Raw genomic sequence first — 15,328 nt, 5'->3', positions numbered from 1 at the left:
CCAACACCCGACTCCCAACTCCCAACACCCAACACCCAACTCCCAACACCCAACTCCCAACTCCCAACTCCCAACTCCCAACTCCAAACTCCCAACTCCCAACTCCAAACTCCCAACTCCCAACTCCAAACTCCAAACTCCCAACTCCCAACTCCCAACTCCCAACTCCCAACTTTGATTACAGCATCGAGGCAACAAAAGCGATCGCACCGTGCCATATTAGCAAACTAATTGGTGCGCCAATCATCAGTCCGGCGATCGCCCAGCCTCTTTGATGTTCTTTAAATTGTTCTATACTACGCCACCTTCTACTTTTCCAAGCCCATTCATTACCTTTTGCACCGAGAGCCAGGGTGACGACAAAACCAGTTTGTGGTACAAAACATAACAAGCCTACCCAAACTTGATTAGTCCACAACCAAAACCAAGGTAATAGAAATGCACCCCAGTTCCACCCCTTAATCTCATCAGGAACTTCTTCGGTTGTATTATTTATCCCGCACCCAGAGTTATTTATTATTTCTTTACGCTGCAATTGATTGCTTTTAGCCCGTTTGAGAGCAAGACCATTTTTGAGTGCCTCTAAAGCTTCACGAGCACTTGTAAATCGTTGTTCTGGGGAGGGTTCTAGTATCTTTTGCAGCCAACTGACAAAACCCGAATTCAGATTAACTCGGTCAGCAAATTGAATCCGTAATTCCTGCACTGGTAAATCAGATGGAGCAGTACCTGTTAACAAATGGATTAAAGACGCTCCCAGTGCGTAGAGATCCGACGCTGGAACCGCTCTACCTCCAAATTGTTCCATCGGTGCATAACCGTAAGTTCCCACCACAGTGAAAGTTACACCCTCTTTTGCCGCTTTATCTTGAACTGCACCAAAATCAACTAAATAAATATGATTATCTTCACCCCAAATTAAATTACTCGGTTTAATATCCCGATGCAACACTGTAGGGTTTAACTCATGCAAATGGGTGAGAATATTTAAAATCTCCACAGCAATTTTTCTAACTTCTTTTTGGCTAAACCTTTTCCCCGCATTAAGTTGTTCTTTGAGCGATTCACCAGGGATATATTGTTGCACCAAGCCAAACCAAAGCGTTCGGTCATCGACACAAAAATAATCGAGATACCGGGGAATGCGGGGATGATTTAGCTGTTTGAGAATTTGTGCTTCTCGTTCAAAAAGTTTGAGATCATCCCATTGTACAGTACCCCCAAAAGCAAGGAGTTTAACTACAACAAGAGAATTATCAACATCACTAGCTTGTAAATCTGTTGCTAGCCAAGTTTGACGAACTCCATTATTGCCGAGTTGACGTTGAATTTGGTAACGATTTTGTAATATCTGTTCTGCTTGCAGCATTCGACACCTGCGTGAGTCACCAGCCTAGTTTCTCTAATCTAACGATAAGTTACCCAGTACTGACAACTTTGATAGTAAGAAAGCTACTTGAAGTTACTAATTGTTACGAAACCGTGATGTTAGGGATTGTAGTAAGCGCTTCAGCGCTTAAGAAAGCACTCTCTGTGCTGACTACGGTTTTATTTAACTTGCAGATTGAAGATAATTTTTGTGGTAATAAGTCTGATATTCTTCAGATAAAAGTGGTTCCCACCAATGGCGATGAGCGAGATACCATTCAACGGTGAGACGTAAGCCTTCTTCTACTGTTACTGAGGGTGTCCACTCTAACTCAGTTTGCAGTTTATTACTATTAATTGCATATCTTCGGTCATGTCCTAACCTATCTTTAACAAAAGTAATCAAGTTCTGGGAAGGACGCACCGGCAAATCAGGTGCTAATTCATCCATCAACTGACACAGCATCTGCACAAGGTTGATATTTTCTACCTCATTGTTGCCACCGATATTATAAGTTTCTCCTGGTGTGCCGCGTTGAATCACTACTTCTATTGCACTACAATGGTCAGCAACATAAAGCCAATCTCGCACGTTTTTACCATCCCCGTAAACTGGTAAAGGTTTACCCATCAAAATGTTGATGCACATCAGAGGAATTAGCTTTTCTGGAAACTGATAATAACCGTAATTATTGGAACAATTCGTAATAATTGTTGGAAGTCCATAAGTATGGTAATATGCACGAACTAAGTGATCGCTGCCAGCTTTAGAAGCGGAATAAGGACTATTGGGAGCATAAGGTGTAGTTTCGCAAAATGCTGGGTCATTTGGTGCTAGACTTCCATAAACCTCATCTGTGGAAACGTGCAAGAATCGATAATTTAAAGGCTTCTCGTTTGTTTGCCAATGTTGACGAAAAGCTTCTAGTAAAGTGAAAGTTCCGACTACATTGGTTTGCACGAAAGCACCGGGACCGATAATTGAGCGGTCAACGTGAGATTCGGCGGCAAAATGGGCTATTATGTCGATATTTTCTGTTTGGAGTAATTTGTCAATGAGAGTGCGATCGCATATATCCCCCTTCACAAAGCGAAAATTCTCTTCTTTCTCCAAAGCAGCTAAATTACCACGATTTCCCGCATAAGTTAGTGCATCTAGCACCACCACTCGGTCATTTGGATAACTTTTACACCAGTGATGGACAAAATTCGAGCCAATAAATCCAGCACCCCCCGTCACCAACAAGTTACGACTCATCACACCTCCTGTGTTTAAGTTTCGCTGTAGTAAGGACTTCAGTACTTGAAAGCGCTGAAGCGCTTACTACCTATAAGATTTTTTTTTCAGTTTATCAAAAATTATTTTTATGCGTAATTTTGTGATATGCATTTTGGTTAAACTTTTGATATTGCTAGGGTAATCCATTTTGTGGTCGAAAAAATAATTTAGTTCATCTATAATTATTTGCAACCGCTGATTAATATTTTCTAATCGATATTCTGCTAAAATATTTTCTGGTATTGAATATGATGGATGTTCAAGTGCCTTTAAAATACGTTTTACATCATATTCTTTTGAATATCCAGCAATTTTAGAGCAATTAAATCCCGGATCTAAATAATCAGAAAGTCCACCGTTAATGCTCGAAAAAACTTGACACCCACAAGCTAAAGCCTCTAGCGGTTGCATTCCAAAGCCTTCACTGACAGCTTGTTGCATCCAATATTCTGCGGAGTCATAGAGGTAAACTTTAGCTTGATTAAACAACTTTGCTAAATCTTCGACATAAGCATCAACAACTAATACTTTACATTGCTTTTGCAAAGTGGGAATTAATTCTTTGATTAAATACTCAGAAGATTTTCGAGCTTGAACTAAAACATCAATATCACGTTGAATATTTAAATTTTGAAATTGATTACCAATTTGATTTGGTAAATAATATAAAAGAGAGTGTGGGGAATTTTGTCCCCAATATCCGAGTGTATTTCGGCTAACGCTGATGATGGGAATATTCGCCGGCAGTTGAAATCCGTAACCTGCACTGTGGGCGTGGTAAATTATATTGTGTGGCTGTAATTTTTGAGCTAGTTTAGCTACATCAAATCCCCAACTTATAACAAAAATAACATCATCTAAATTTTTTTCTTTCAACACATCCTCTAAAAAAAGCTTACCTGACTCTCTTTGTCGATAAGTCACAACATCAGCATGACAAAATTGTTGAGCGAGTTTAATTGTATTTAACTCTACCCAAAGACCACCACAGGCAAATTTGCCATCTGTCCCAGGTAATAAAAAATAAAGTTTTCTCATGATAAAAATTCCTTGACAACCTGCTCCCTGCGGACAATCATCATAAATCTTTAACCAAATACGATATTATTCCCGCCAGCGCACCTTGACAAAATGCGCCTCGCGTCCCCAAATATCGCGAGTGATGGTAATATTTTCAATTGCCAAGTTAAAAGGTATCGCAGTTGTGACATATCGCTGGGCTAAAGCACCAATATCCGGCGCTATTTCAGCCGCTGTGGTAGCTGCCAAACCAAAACCGACTAATTGCTCAATTGGACGAAATGGAAGCAGCAAATGCATCCCCACCGCTAACCCAGCTGTGAGTAGCATAGCGACTGATGCATTTGTGCCGCACCTCGGATGCACGGCTAAATCAACTTCTCCATTGGTGAGACGATGTAAAGCGAGTGTTACCGCACGTCGCAAGTTACTAATATTTACTTCACCATAAAGGTAAAATCCTTCCTCGGTAGATAAGCCGCTTAATAGTTCGTTATCAATTTGAAAATTGCTTAAGTATGAAGTTGATTGACCCAGAACCCAAACCGTAGCATGTTCTAAGGCGTGAACCTGCCGCAACATGAGAATTTCTTTTAACCCTGGTACAAAGGATAGCTGTTTGAGTAAATCGGCATCTTGTGTGGGTTGCCCAAAGTCTGAGCCAATAAAATCGACATTGGCAACTTTTCCAGACATTGATGCCGTTAAATCAAAGTTAAAAAAATCAAAGAAAGATGAGGTTTGTTTGGCAGAAGCAAAGGTATTCATAGCAACACTTCTCCCTACGAAGGAATGGAGCAACATAGATTTGTTTCAAATGTAGCGTTTCAGCCCGTAGATTGTTGCTAATTTTTGTTGGGGAATGGGGAATGGGGAGTGGGGAGTGCTCTTGAGTGGGGGAGTGCTCTTGAGTGGGAATTAAACAAGCGGCTGTAAGTGATGCGGGTTCTAATACAATTCTTCCCATGCCCCTATGCCCTATGCCCTATGCCCCATGCCCTTTATTATGATGACAGACGCGATAAATCGCGTCACTACTAGGGTTTAATCGCTTGGATTAGGTAGAGCACAGCAATTTACATCATTTAAGCAGACTTTGCCCCACTGTAAAGCCCAGCGGACAAGTGCTACTCGGTTTTCTGTCTGCGTTTTCGTGAGGATGTTGCTGATATGGTTATCAACTGTACGTTTGCTAATTTCCAGTTTCCCTGCAATTTCTTGGTTAGTTAAGCCAGTGGCTACTAAATCGATAATTTGCAGTTCTCTGTCTGACAGACTAACAGGGGTCTGAGACTCGCCACCAGCCATGACTTTTTCAATCCTCGCTTGGTATATTTACTCAATCGCTCTTTCTAATTCTAGAAGATTCTTTGCTAGCTAGGGATTTCAAGTGTTAGCAGTAATACGATTGTCAATATTTTTTTTATAATTAAAATTTGTGGGACTCAAATTAAATGGAATAAATATACATTATTTTATACTTATACATATTTCAAGTGACGTAAAATTACTTATGCGATTTTCCGAAGTAGGAGCATCTAGAGCTTATATAAGTAGCAAAAATGGCTATTTAATTCTGTGAATAACTGGCGACAGAATAGAAAGATTGTTGTAGATTTTATACTGTAAATTCAAGAGTGACAAATCGAAAATCTAAAATGAAATGAGCAATCCCCGTGTTTTGTGCTTAGGTGAAGTTTTGTTTGATTGTTTAGCCGATCAATTGGGGCTAGAGCTAGAAGAAGTTAAATCGTGGACTCCTTATCCAGGAGGGGCACCAGCGAACGTAGCCTGTGCTTTAGTGAAGTTGGGAACGAGTGCAGGCTTTATCGGTTGTGTGGGTGAAGATGAACCGGGAAATTCTCTGGTAAAGTTGTTAAAAGAAGTAGGTGTAGATACAACGGGGGTGCAACGCCATTCTACAGCACCAACGCGGCAAGTTTACGTTACACGTTCTAAGACAGGCGATCGCACTTTTGCCGGTTTTGGCGAATATGATACTTCTGAATTTGCCGATACTCACCTAAAATGTGAAGAATTATCACATTCGCTATTTCAAGAAGCAGATTTTCTGGTTTTGGGTACTTTGGAATTAGCATATCCTGAAAGTGCTTCGTCAATTCACCGCGCTCTTGATTTAGCAGAACAATTTGACTTGAAAATTATGCTAGATGTCAATTGGCGCCCGGTATTTTGGAAAAGGAGTGATATTGCCCCAGCGAAAATTCGCTCGTTATTTAAGCGGGTGGATTTTATCAAATTAGCATTAGAAGAAGCCGAATGGTTATTTGATACCACAGATGCGGGAGCGATCGCTCATCGTCTTGATTCAATTGAAGGTGTATTAGTCACAGATGGAGAAAATGGTAGTGCTTATTGTCTCGGAGAAAATGAAGGCAAATTACCTGCTTTTTCTATTCCTGTAGTTGATACAACCGGTGCGGGGGATAGCTTTTTAGCAGGGTTAATTCATCAACTGCTCATTCATGGTATCCAAAACTTGAGGAACCCGGAAATTGCACGGGCAATTGTTACTTATGCTAGCGCTGTCGGGGCGCTGACGACAATGAAACCGGGTGCGATCGCTTCTCAACCAACCAAAGCCGAAGTTGAAGCTTTTCTGGTTTCGCATCAACTTTAGAATGTAACATAAGTTGGGATATCAGTTGCCTCGTCGCCTGATATTCCCAAGTTGCTTAGTACCAGCCAATTCCTTAATTTCCGGAATTCCTGCTTGTTGAAAGATTGCTTGGGGTGTAATTTGCAACCCTTGAAAGAGCGAATCTTCACGTCGTTTAGTTTGAGGTGGGGCATCAGGGTAGAAAATCGTGATAGTTTTAGCTTTAGCATCAACAACCCAAACCCGCAGGACTTTTGCATTGAGGTAATTGGTGGCTTTTTCGGTCATTTCACCAAAAGTTTGACCAGGGGAAATAATTTCCATCGCTAATTCGGGTATGCGTTACCTGATCGAAGGAGGGTAGAGACGCGATCGGTCGCATCTCGACATTAGACATCTCCAGAATTTAATTATGCGTTGCCGGAACGTCTCTTGGGTTTCCGGCAACGCATAATAAGCATAGCGGTCGATGTAATTATGCTTGTAGAGACGCCAAAAACATCGCGTCTCTAAATTCTTTTCACTCTGATGTCAAATCGTAAACGGCTTAATTTCCGGATGTCCCCATTGTCGCTGATACCACTCTGCAACCAAAGGACGGACAATAAACTTGGGAGGATTACCATCTTTAACATCAATGCGTAAACACGAGTAAGGTCTGCGCTTTTGAGAACCTTGACCGTTGCGACCGATAAAAAGATGCGATCGCGCAACTAATTTATCCTCTTCCACCAAATCGGCTCCTTCAACTCGCTGGCGCCGCAAACTAAACCCACTTCCCCCACAAACAATCCAGTTAATACCAGAATCAGCACTTCCCGTTTCCACTGTCTCAATATGTTCCAAACAGTGTGCGTGACCATTTAACACCAAATCTATCAAAGGACGCCCCTTTGCTGCCGCACCGACCGCTTCAGCTACCGCATTTAACACATGACGCAAACGGCTACGAATCGCTAAAGTCTGTCCCTGTTGCCATTTTGTTGCCTCTGTCACGTAGGGAGGATGATGAAAATAAATTATCCTTCCCCGCACTTCCTTAGTATTCCAAGACTCAATTAATCTTCGCTTCAACCATTCCAATTGTTCGCTATCAGTTACCGTTGTGGTTTTATGAGCGGTTAATTGTTTATCAATATCAACAATAATTTCCTCAATTTGTGTCAGCTTTGCGTGCAAGTCGTCAAGTTGATCGGCTTCGCTTGGATTCTCAGGATTGAGTTTGGCTATGGTTTCCATAATTTGCTGATTCTCTTGCTGTAAATCCTCGCGGTGTTTTTGCAATATTTGACGATGAACTTCACCTTCTTTCGTTGAGGCGATGGGCAGCGGATCGTTAAATGTATTAGAATCTAAAGCGAAAAAGTCAATATCCCCATAGCGGAAAGTATAGTAGCGATTGGGTAAACGTGTAAATTTTCCTGGCTGGTAGCTAAGACAACGCCCCGTATCCGTCTTTCCCGTATAATGTTCATCTAAATGACGGGCTAAATCTCCCGGAAGCTGAAACGCCTTGAGGTAGTCTAAAAAGGCTTTAGCATAGGCATCACCTCTTCCTGACCCATGCAAGCCCACGTCAATATCTAATTTGGACTGGAGTAAACGACGGATTGGCAGTGTTGTCCAAGACACTAAACCAAATATTATCGGCAAGTTATAGTAATCGTGATTTCCGGGTATGGGTAAAATCGGCAGCTTGAAAACCATCTCGTCATAAGCGATATGCTTAGGATGTTCGCCACCTACGAGGAATTCGCAGTAAGGTTTAATGAAGTTCTGGTGGTAGTACTCGCTTGACCCAACTAAATAGATCACGTCACCGGTATGCAGCATAAAACGACTTTCGTCGTGATGGGGCAGCATTAGTTCTGCTACCTTTCGTTGGGGATTGTGTCCGTGGTGCGATCCGGAACCGCTATCACCCACAACCAAAAACGAGAACTCTCGATCTGTGAAGCGATTATCATCCAACACCATGCGAGTTTGGTCAATTCCCCGCTCGACAATTGCCGGATCTTGCCATCGTACCCGCTGATTCATCTTGCGAATTTTGTCGGTGATCGCTGGATCGGATACAAGTTTCAAAGCAACTTCACTCCCGGATTTTCATGAAGGACGCACCTTTTAAGATAGCTAATAAAAGAGCGATCGCGTTCTTCAATTCACACCCAAATCTGTGAGAAAATAGTTTTGTTGCTGATCGTTTACGACCCATGATTACCACTGTCGAACGCCGCTACAATTTAGATGAATATCGTGCGATCGAAAAAAAGGCAGAAGGACGCAGCGAATATCGTGATGGAGAAATCGTACCAATGCCTGGAGGATCGCTCAAACACAGCCGTATCGGTCGAAATATTTTGACCTATTTTACCTCTATTCTGCGTGATACTCAATTTGAGCCAATTAACAACGACTTGCGACTGTGGATTCCCACTCATCGACGTGGGTTATATCCAGACATGATGGTTTTTGAAGGTGAACCGCAACTGAATGGGGACAGACATGATGAAGTCTTGAATCCCATTTTGATTGTTGAAGTGCTATCTCCTTCTACAGCAAATTATGACCGCGAAAGTAAATTTCGGATGTATCGATCTATTAAGAGTTTTCGCGAATATTTATTAATCGAGCAGGATGAACCTTTTGTCGAACGCTATAGCAAACAAACTCAAGGTTGGTTGCTTAGTGAATTTAACGACTTAGAGCGATCGATTCCCTTGGAGTCAGTTGGGATCGAATTAGCGATCGCAGAAATTTATCGCGGAATTGTTTTTGGATAAACACGATATTCCCTATTAAACATAGGTGTAAAAAACAATGTAGAGACGATTCTGTGCTACGTCTGTTAGGGTTCTGGATAACACATATTAAAAGAGCGGTCGATGTCTACTTTACCAAAGTGCGGGGTAATTCCACCCGAAAGGTAGAACCCTGCCCTAAACTGCTTTCTACGTAGATGGTTCCTTGCATTAATTGCACTAAAGCATCAGTAATTGCCAATCCTAAGCCTGTCCCTCCTTGACATCTAGCTAAAGTCTGATTTGCTTGGCGAAATTCTTGAAAAATCAACTTTAAATCTTTTTCAGCGATGCCAATTCCAGTATCGACAACAGCGATCGCTAACTTATCTTTGGGTAGTTCGATAAGTTCAATAACTACACTACCCGATTCGGTATACTTAATCGCATTATCTAACAAGTTGGCAATAATTTGGTGCATCCGGCTGGAGTCATTGACTACAGAAATGCTCGGTTGAGCAAAGTAAACCTGTAAATCTAGATTTTTGTGTTCCGCTAGCGATCGCATTTCTTCAGCAGTCGTTTTTACCAAGGAAGCCAAATCAAACGTTTCTAACTCCAATTCCAAACGTTTGGCTTTCAATTTGGTATAATCTAAAATATCTTCAACTAACGACAGCAAATGCTTACTATTGCTGTAGATATTTTCCACCAAGTTTAATGGTTGCTGCTCAACATTAGGGCGAAATCGGCGTAGCAGCACATGAGAAAATCCTAAAATCGCGTTTAAGGGAGTACGCAACTCGTGGGACATGATTGAGAGAAATTGTGATTTGAGACGATCTGCTTCTACTAGTTGCAAATTTTGCAGTTGCAGTTCGCGTAATTGTTCTTCAGCTTGTTTGCGTGCGGTGATTTCTCGCAGTTGCCAACGCAAAGCGATCGCCTTATTATTTACATCATAGACAGTCACCACCGTTATTGCCGCGTCGCAAACCGTATTGTCTCGTCTAGACAAACGTACTTCCCATTCTTGCAATCGCTTCATACCACCATAAAGTTGCGTCAGCATAACCCGAAAAGCTTGACGATCTGTCTCTGGAATGAAGCTAATCAGCTTTTTACCTACTAAATACTTTTGCTCGATGTTCAGCAGCTTGGCAGCAGCATGATTTGCTTGGGAGATTGTACCCTTAATATCTGTTACTAAATATCCATCCGGCGCAAAGTTAAATAACTCTTGATAGCGTTGTCGTTCTTCTTCCAAATACTTCCGAGTCGCTATCAGTGCCTCATTTGCACAGCGTAATTCTTCTATAACCCCGTGCTGTTGTTGTAATTCTGCCCAAAACCTCTTCAGAGTTTCATTTAATAACTCTAATTGTTGCCCGGTCAATACCACAAAGCTCTTAGATAATTGTTTCCCCGGTTCCTCCTCTTTTAGCTGTAGGTCAAATGTTTGTTTAATATTTTTCGCATTCATGTAGCCTCTTCTTAATTTTTTTTATTAATGAACCTAAAAAGTGGAATTTATTTATATTAATTTTTCTTATTTATTTGATAAAAAAAATTAAATTCCCAAGGCAAACAATAAACGAATTAGTTTTTTCTGGTTTTAGTCGTGTTACTTAAATGAGTATCAAAGAAAACTTTGACAAACAATCTTTTGCCTGTCTGCTAATATGCAAAGTATTGATTACGCCATAGAAGTAGCAGGCATCACATTTTAATGTAACATTACTACTCCCATCTTATTAAGCTGTTATTAAAATTGTATCTACATTAAGGTTGAGGTAAATATATCCGAAAGTGGCAAATTATAATTCTCTTCTAATTTGCTTTGAAGCTGTAAATTTATAATTAATTGGCATGGGTTTAGTGGTAGGATAATACCCTTTATGACTCTGGGTTTAAAAAAGCGAAAAAGAATGTAGAGACGTAGCAGTGCTACGTCTCTTGGGGTTCTGGACAACCCACAGTTCATTTAGACTGCGATGTCAAATGCAAAAAAATACTAAAGATTTAAACTTAAATATCCGATGGGGTGTCTTGTGTGTCTTTCATCTCAATTGTCAGATTAGGAAGTCCCTCTAATTTTTCCACAGGTATAACTTCTTCTTTCTTCGGCACAAAAACGGTCAAACCTGCGGGAACACACTTAATCTCAATAGGAGTTGTTCCAACTAGTTCACCATCCAAGACGACCTTTTGGGGTGGTTCGGTGGTAATTTTGAATTGTTTAGAGCGCAGATAACCGATGTCATTTCGCTCGACTGGGATACCCGCAGAAGCGGTTTGAAACAGATGAAATGTTGCAGCGATCGCTCCTGCCTTATTCACCGGTGCCACTATAGTTAAATCGAGTAACCCATCATCAACAATAATTCCCGCTGGTCCTTGAGCCAAAACGGAAGTAGCAGGAGCAGCATTTGCTACCGTCACAGCTACAGCATTCGTTTTAATTATCTTGTCATCAGTTTCGATTTCTACATCAAAATGTTCTAAATCGCGTAATTCTTGCAGTCCTGCTAAAATATACGCCATGATGCCAAACCGATTTTTTGCATCTCGGTCGGCACGTTCCACAGTTTCCGCTTCAAAACCAATACCTGCAAGCAACACCATCGGTTTATCGTTGCAATAAGCTACATCTACACTGCGAGTTCCTCCCTGTAAAATATTCTCACAGGCAGCGGCGATGGAATCAGGAATCCCCAAAGCAGCAGCAAAAGCGTTTGCTGTTCCCCGTGAAATGATGCCAAAGGGAATATTAGTACCGATTACCGCAGTCGCAGCAGCTGAAAGGGTGCCATCTCCCCCCGAAGCAATAATCGCATCTACACCGCGCTCAACTGCTTGCTGTGCCAGCTTGTCAGCACCGATTTCTTCAGTTGTCATGTAAATATCTAAGTCAATTTCTGGCTCTAATATTTCCCGAATTTGTGCCAGTTCTTGTTCTGGATCACCTTGACCCGCAACCGGATTAAAAATAAGACAAGCGGAACGATTCATAAAAATCAAAAACAAATTCTAAATAATAAGTATCCAAATTATTACTAACGTTTAGGCAAAATGCAAACTTCCCTCTCACGGCAGGTTTACCCATGATTGTGATTTGGGGTTTTCCTTCTGGTAACAATTTTCAGCAAAAAATGCGAAAATCTGAAATAAAGATATAAAATTACCATTTTGCTGTATTTTATACTGAAGAAAGAGAAAACAATATTAAAAAAAATTTGCTATTCAGATAAAATTTCTAATTGATCGAAGGAGACGTTCCACCGGAACGTCTCTACCAATAGACATCTCCATAAAAAACGTTCCAGACGTAGCTAGCTTACGTCTAATCAAGGGTTTCGGGGAACGCATAATTAAATTCTACCAGATGTAATTATGAGGGTTTTGAGTGAACTACCTACACTCCCGCAAGCGGTGAGTGTAGGCTTCCCAATTCATTAGGGATTGCCTCAGCCTTCATGGATTTTTTACGTCCTGAAGACTTTGGTCTTACATCCCCTCCAAGGGCAGAAGCGCTAGTTCCTAACGCCAAAAGTCGCAAACCTTCATTTCTAATATTTATTGCAGCATTGATGTCTCTGTCATGCTGATGAAGACAGTGTGGACAATCCACAAACCTAATTCCCAATGAATCATAACCGTGTTGCAGCATGGGGATTGGTAGTAGAGTTTCACTACAAAGTTGAGAAGATGGGAAGAACCTACCTATTTCAATGTAGGTATGACCAAATCTTTCAGCTTTGTACTTGAGCATGGTTTGAAACATTCCCCATCCTTGGTCACTGATAGCTTTTGCCAGGTTAGGGTTTTTAACCATATTCTTTACTGCCAAGTCTTCTACACAAATCACTTGGTTTTCGTATGCTATTTTGCGAGATAGCTTGTGTAGAAAATCAACTCTTACTCTAGCTATTTTGCTAGATATTTTTGCAACAAAACGTTTTGCTTTACGACGTTTAGCAGAAGTCTTATCTGTCTTTTTAGCTAATTTTTTCTGTTTACGTTTCCTATTCTTTTCTAGTTTCGCTAATTGTTTTTTGGGGAGGTCGTATTTTGAACCCTCTGAAGTTATAGCAAAGTTTTTTAAGCCAAGGTCAACTCCAATAGCTTCTCTAATTGCTACTACTGGCGTATCTTCTTGATTAAAAAGAATAGATGTATAGTATCTACCATCAGCATTTCTTGATATTGTTACAGTCGTGAATTTGAAGAGTGGTAGATATGAGTGAAACACAGTTTTCACTCTTCCCAAGTTACCGGGAAACTTAATCACAGAATTATCTGGCATTAGTTTCACATTTTGGGGGTATTGAATCGATTGTTTACCATGCTTAGATTTAAAATTAGGAAATTTAGTACGTCCTTCAAAGAAATTGACAAATGCACTTGAAAGGTTGAATGTCACTCGTTGCAGAACTTGACTATAAGCAAGTCCCAACCATTCATATTCCTTTTTTAATCCTGGAAGCAATTTATCCATTGCTGCTTTAGAAAGCCCTTTGCCAGTTTCTTTATACGCAATAGTAGTGGCATCAAGCATATAATTCCACAACCATCGAGTATTGCCAAAACATTGAGCTAGATATGATTCTTGCTCATCAGTAGGATAGATTCTAATTTTAATTGCTCTGTACATGGTGAGTCCAGTTGGCGGTGTTGGTTTCCATCCCGCCAAACTGGCGAACCCGAAGGGTATCGACCTTACCGTGTTTACATTTTCACGGTAGCGTATATCTTGACAATTGTGTTACCAAAAACAAAATATTTTGTTTGTTTCCTCCATGTCCTCTTCCCTCGCACCCCTTGCATTGGTCAGAGGACTGTCGTCAACTCACGCGCAATTCATGAGGCAGCGCGGTCTTGGGGGTTTCCCCCATGAGCGACTGCCGTCTCAACACTGACAGCCGTACAGGTACAGTGTGAGCCTTCTTGCTGGAAAAGGTAAAAATTTTCACACTCCATACAAAACAACATCAAGACAAAAAATTTTACCTGATAAAATAATTGCCACTTCTGGCTAATTACTTTACAAAAGTTCATCAAACCTAGTTACAAAACTAAAAAATAAACTTAACTCGAATCAAGGAAATAGCCACACGTCAAGTCACGCACTGCGGTAGTCTAGATGAGAGTAAAATAATAGCCTGGTTTTACATACTCAATTTATGACATTATCTGTTTCCAGTCCCCCACGCACAATTCGCATCGGTACCCGCAAAAGCCAACTTGCTCTAGTTCAAACTCAGTGGGTACAAGAACAACTTCAGAAACTCTTTCCGGATATCACTTTTGAAGTTCATTCCATGTCCACCCAAGGAGATAAAATCTTGGATGTGGCATTAGCCAAGATTGGGGACAAGGGACTTTTTACCAAAGAACTCGAAGTCGGAATGCTCAACCGGGAGATTGATTTTGCGGTTCATTCTCTTAAGGATCTACCGACTCGCTTGCCATCCGGGTTAGTACTGGCAACAATTACAGAACGGGAAAACCCCGCAGATGCTTTGGTAGTGCATGAAAAGCACAAAGATAAGCAAATTGATACTTTACCAGAGGGTGCGGTAATCGGTACATCTTCCCTGCGACGACTAGCACAATTGCGACATCATTTTCCCCACTTTACATTTAAAGATATTCGAGGAAACTTGAATACACGCATGGCAAAGTTAGATGCGGGTGAATATGATGGGATAATTTTGGCGGTAGCAGGTTTAGAGCGATTGGGAATGAGCGATCGCATTCATCAAATTCTCCCGAAAGAAATTTCTCTCCACGCGGTTGGACAAGGTGCATTAGGTATTGAATGCCGTGCTGATGATAGCGAATTGATCTCCCTACTCAAAGGTATTGAACATTCAAAAACACGCGATCGCTGTTTAGCCGAGCGCTCTTTTTTACGTGAATTAGAAGGCGGTTGTCAAGTACCTATTGGTGTAAATACCGTTTTAGATGGTGATAATTTAACATTATCTGGTATAGTTGCCAGCGTCGATGGCGAAAATATTGTCAAAGATACCGTCACAGGTCTTGCCAAAGATGCCGAACAACTAGGCATCCAACTAGCACAACTGTTGCGGCAACAAGGAGCGCAGGAAATTTTGGATAAAATATTTACCGAAATTCAACGCGGCTCCTGAGCTGTTGCTTCTTCAGAAGTAGGGTGGAATTTTGATTTATGCAAGCCGCACACTCGTGCAAAGCTCGTCACAAGGATACTCCCGGTGGCAGACTTTACGACTTTTAGTCATGAGTTAGGCGATCCATATTTTACTGACTTTGTGG

Annotated in this window: 14 protein-coding genes and 1 pseudogene; 4 read left to right on the top strand and 11 right to left on the bottom strand. The window is 41.1% G+C overall.

What is annotated here, in order from left to right; all coding sequences use genetic code 11:
* Positions 1-231 (top strand): annotated as a pseudogene (locus tag OGM63_RS19470) (hypothetical protein); the annotation flags it as partial.
* Here OGM63_RS19470 and OGM63_RS19465 read toward each other — a convergent pair.
* From OGM63_RS19465 to pedR, 5 genes are all read right to left on the bottom strand, one after another.
* Positions 179-1,369, bottom strand: coding sequence for a serine/threonine protein kinase (locus tag OGM63_RS19465; RefSeq protein WP_263747308.1), 1,191 nt, complete (start codon positions 1,367-1,369; stop codon positions 179-181). The pseudogene OGM63_RS19470 and the gene OGM63_RS19465 sit on opposite strands and share 53 nt — an antisense overlap.
* A gap of 183 nt (positions 1,370-1,552) precedes the next feature.
* Positions 1,553-2,626, bottom strand: coding sequence for a dTDP-glucose 4,6-dehydratase (gene rfbB, locus OGM63_RS19460; protein WP_263747307.1), 1,074 nt, complete (start codon positions 2,624-2,626; stop codon positions 1,553-1,555).
* A 66-nt stretch (positions 2,627-2,692) separates the two neighbouring features.
* Positions 2,693-3,685: a glycosyltransferase gene (locus OGM63_RS19455; protein WP_263747306.1), complete on the bottom strand. Its 993-nt coding sequence runs from the start codon at positions 3,683-3,685 to the stop codon at positions 2,693-2,695.
* A gap of 66 nt (positions 3,686-3,751) precedes the next feature.
* Positions 3,752-4,435: a DUF6391 domain-containing protein gene (locus tag OGM63_RS19450; RefSeq protein ID WP_445974564.1), complete on the bottom strand. Its 684-nt coding sequence runs from the start codon at positions 4,433-4,435 to the stop codon at positions 3,752-3,754.
* A 276-nt stretch (positions 4,436-4,711) separates the two neighbouring features.
* Entirely contained in the window at positions 4,712-4,975 is a 264-nt protein-coding gene (pedR, locus tag OGM63_RS19445; RefSeq protein ID WP_263747305.1) for a photosynthetic electron transport-dependent transcriptional regulator PedR, read from the bottom strand.
* 355 nt (positions 4,976-5,330) lie between these two features.
* On the opposite strand from pedR, the gene OGM63_RS19440 reads away from it, so the two are divergent.
* Positions 5,331-6,308 carry a carbohydrate kinase family protein gene (locus tag OGM63_RS19440; protein WP_263747304.1) on the top strand — a complete coding sequence of 326 codons (978 nt, stop codon included), beginning with the start codon at positions 5,331-5,333 and terminating at the stop codon, positions 6,306-6,308.
* A 21-nt stretch (positions 6,309-6,329) separates the two neighbouring features.
* Here OGM63_RS19440 and OGM63_RS19435 read toward each other — a convergent pair whose 3' ends face one another.
* Complete coding sequence (locus OGM63_RS19435) at positions 6,330-6,626, bottom strand: Uma2 family endonuclease (protein ID WP_375340500.1); 297 nt, start codon at positions 6,624-6,626, stop codon at positions 6,330-6,332.
* A gap of 192 nt (positions 6,627-6,818) precedes the next feature.
* Positions 6,819-8,372: a metallophosphoesterase gene (locus tag OGM63_RS19430; protein ID WP_263747303.1), complete on the bottom strand. Its 1,554-nt coding sequence runs from the start codon at positions 8,370-8,372 to the stop codon at positions 6,819-6,821.
* A gap of 128 nt (positions 8,373-8,500) precedes the next feature.
* On the opposite strand from OGM63_RS19430, the gene OGM63_RS19425 reads away from it, so the two are divergent.
* Complete coding sequence (locus tag OGM63_RS19425) at positions 8,501-9,070, top strand: Uma2 family endonuclease (RefSeq protein WP_263747302.1); 570 nt, start codon at positions 8,501-8,503, stop codon at positions 9,068-9,070.
* Positions 9,071-9,176: 106 nt separating this feature from the next.
* Here OGM63_RS19425 and OGM63_RS19420 read toward each other — a convergent pair whose 3' ends face one another.
* From OGM63_RS19420 to OGM63_RS19405, 4 genes are all read right to left on the bottom strand, one after another.
* Entirely contained in the window at positions 9,177-10,511 is a 1,335-nt protein-coding gene (locus OGM63_RS19420) for a PAS domain-containing sensor histidine kinase (RefSeq protein WP_263747301.1), read from the bottom strand.
* 545 nt (positions 10,512-11,056) lie between these two features.
* The gene (locus OGM63_RS19415; protein ID WP_263747300.1) at positions 11,057-12,040 is read right to left on the bottom strand and encodes a YegS/Rv2252/BmrU family lipid kinase; all 984 of its coding nucleotides are present in this window, start codon (positions 12,038-12,040) and stop codon (positions 11,057-11,059) included.
* Between the two features lie 403 nt (positions 12,041-12,443).
* Entirely contained in the window at positions 12,444-13,682 is a 1,239-nt protein-coding gene (locus tag OGM63_RS19410) for an RNA-guided endonuclease InsQ/TnpB family protein (protein WP_263747311.1), read from the bottom strand.
* Positions 13,683-13,888: 206 nt separating this feature from the next.
* Positions 13,889-14,086: a hypothetical protein gene (locus tag OGM63_RS19405; protein ID WP_263747299.1), complete on the bottom strand. Its 198-nt coding sequence runs from the start codon at positions 14,084-14,086 to the stop codon at positions 13,889-13,891.
* A 125-nt stretch (positions 14,087-14,211) separates the two neighbouring features.
* Between OGM63_RS19405 and hemC the strand changes: the two genes are divergently transcribed.
* Positions 14,212-15,183, top strand: a complete 972-nt coding sequence (gene hemC, locus OGM63_RS19400; RefSeq protein ID WP_263747298.1) for a hydroxymethylbilane synthase — start codon at positions 14,212-14,214, stop codon at positions 15,181-15,183.
* The last annotated feature ends 145 nt before the right edge of the window (positions 15,184-15,328 follow it).

This window comes from Plectonema radiosum NIES-515 (assembly GCF_025753815.1).
Lineage (GTDB): Bacteria > Cyanobacteriota > Cyanobacteriia > Cyanobacteriales > Nostocaceae > Hassallia > Hassallia radiosum_A.
The sequence above is the reverse complement of the archived record's forward strand: the minus strand, read 5'-3'. Positions and strand labels throughout refer to the sequence as shown.

Coding starts and splice junctions, on each gene's coding strand:
- OGM63_RS19450 (WP_445974564.1), bottom strand. CDS start 4,435: ATGAATACCTTTGCTTCTGCCAAACAAACCTCATCTTTCTTTGATTTT.
- OGM63_RS19415 (WP_263747300.1), bottom strand. CDS start 12,040: ATGAATCGTTCCGCTTGTCTTATTTTTAATCCGGTTGCGGGTCAAGGT.
- OGM63_RS19410 (WP_263747311.1), bottom strand. CDS start 13,682: ATGTACAGAGCAATTAAAATTAGAATCTATCCTACTGATGAGCAAGAA.
- pedR (WP_263747305.1), bottom strand. CDS start 4,975: ATGGCTGGTGGCGAGTCTCAGACCCCTGTTAGTCTGTCAGACAGAGAA.
- OGM63_RS19455 (WP_263747306.1), bottom strand. CDS start 3,685: ATGAGAAAACTTTATTTTTTATTACCTGGGACAGATGGCAAATTTGCC.
- OGM63_RS19425 (WP_263747302.1), top strand. CDS start 8,501: ATGATTACCACTGTCGAACGCCGCTACAATTTAGATGAATATCGTGCG.
- hemC (WP_263747298.1), top strand. CDS start 14,212: ATGACATTATCTGTTTCCAGTCCCCCACGCACAATTCGCATCGGTACC.
- OGM63_RS19465 (WP_263747308.1), bottom strand. CDS start 1,369: ATGCTGCAAGCAGAACAGATATTACAAAATCGTTACCAAATTCAACGT.
- rfbB (WP_263747307.1), bottom strand. CDS start 2,626: ATGAGTCGTAACTTGTTGGTGACGGGGGGTGCTGGATTTATTGGCTCG.
- OGM63_RS19405 (WP_263747299.1), bottom strand. CDS start 14,086: ATGAACTTTTGTAAAGTAATTAGCCAGAAGTGGCAATTATTTTATCAG.
- OGM63_RS19440 (WP_263747304.1), top strand. CDS start 5,331: ATGAGCAATCCCCGTGTTTTGTGCTTAGGTGAAGTTTTGTTTGATTGT.
- OGM63_RS19420 (WP_263747301.1), bottom strand. CDS start 10,511: ATGAATGCGAAAAATATTAAACAAACATTTGACCTACAGCTAAAAGAG.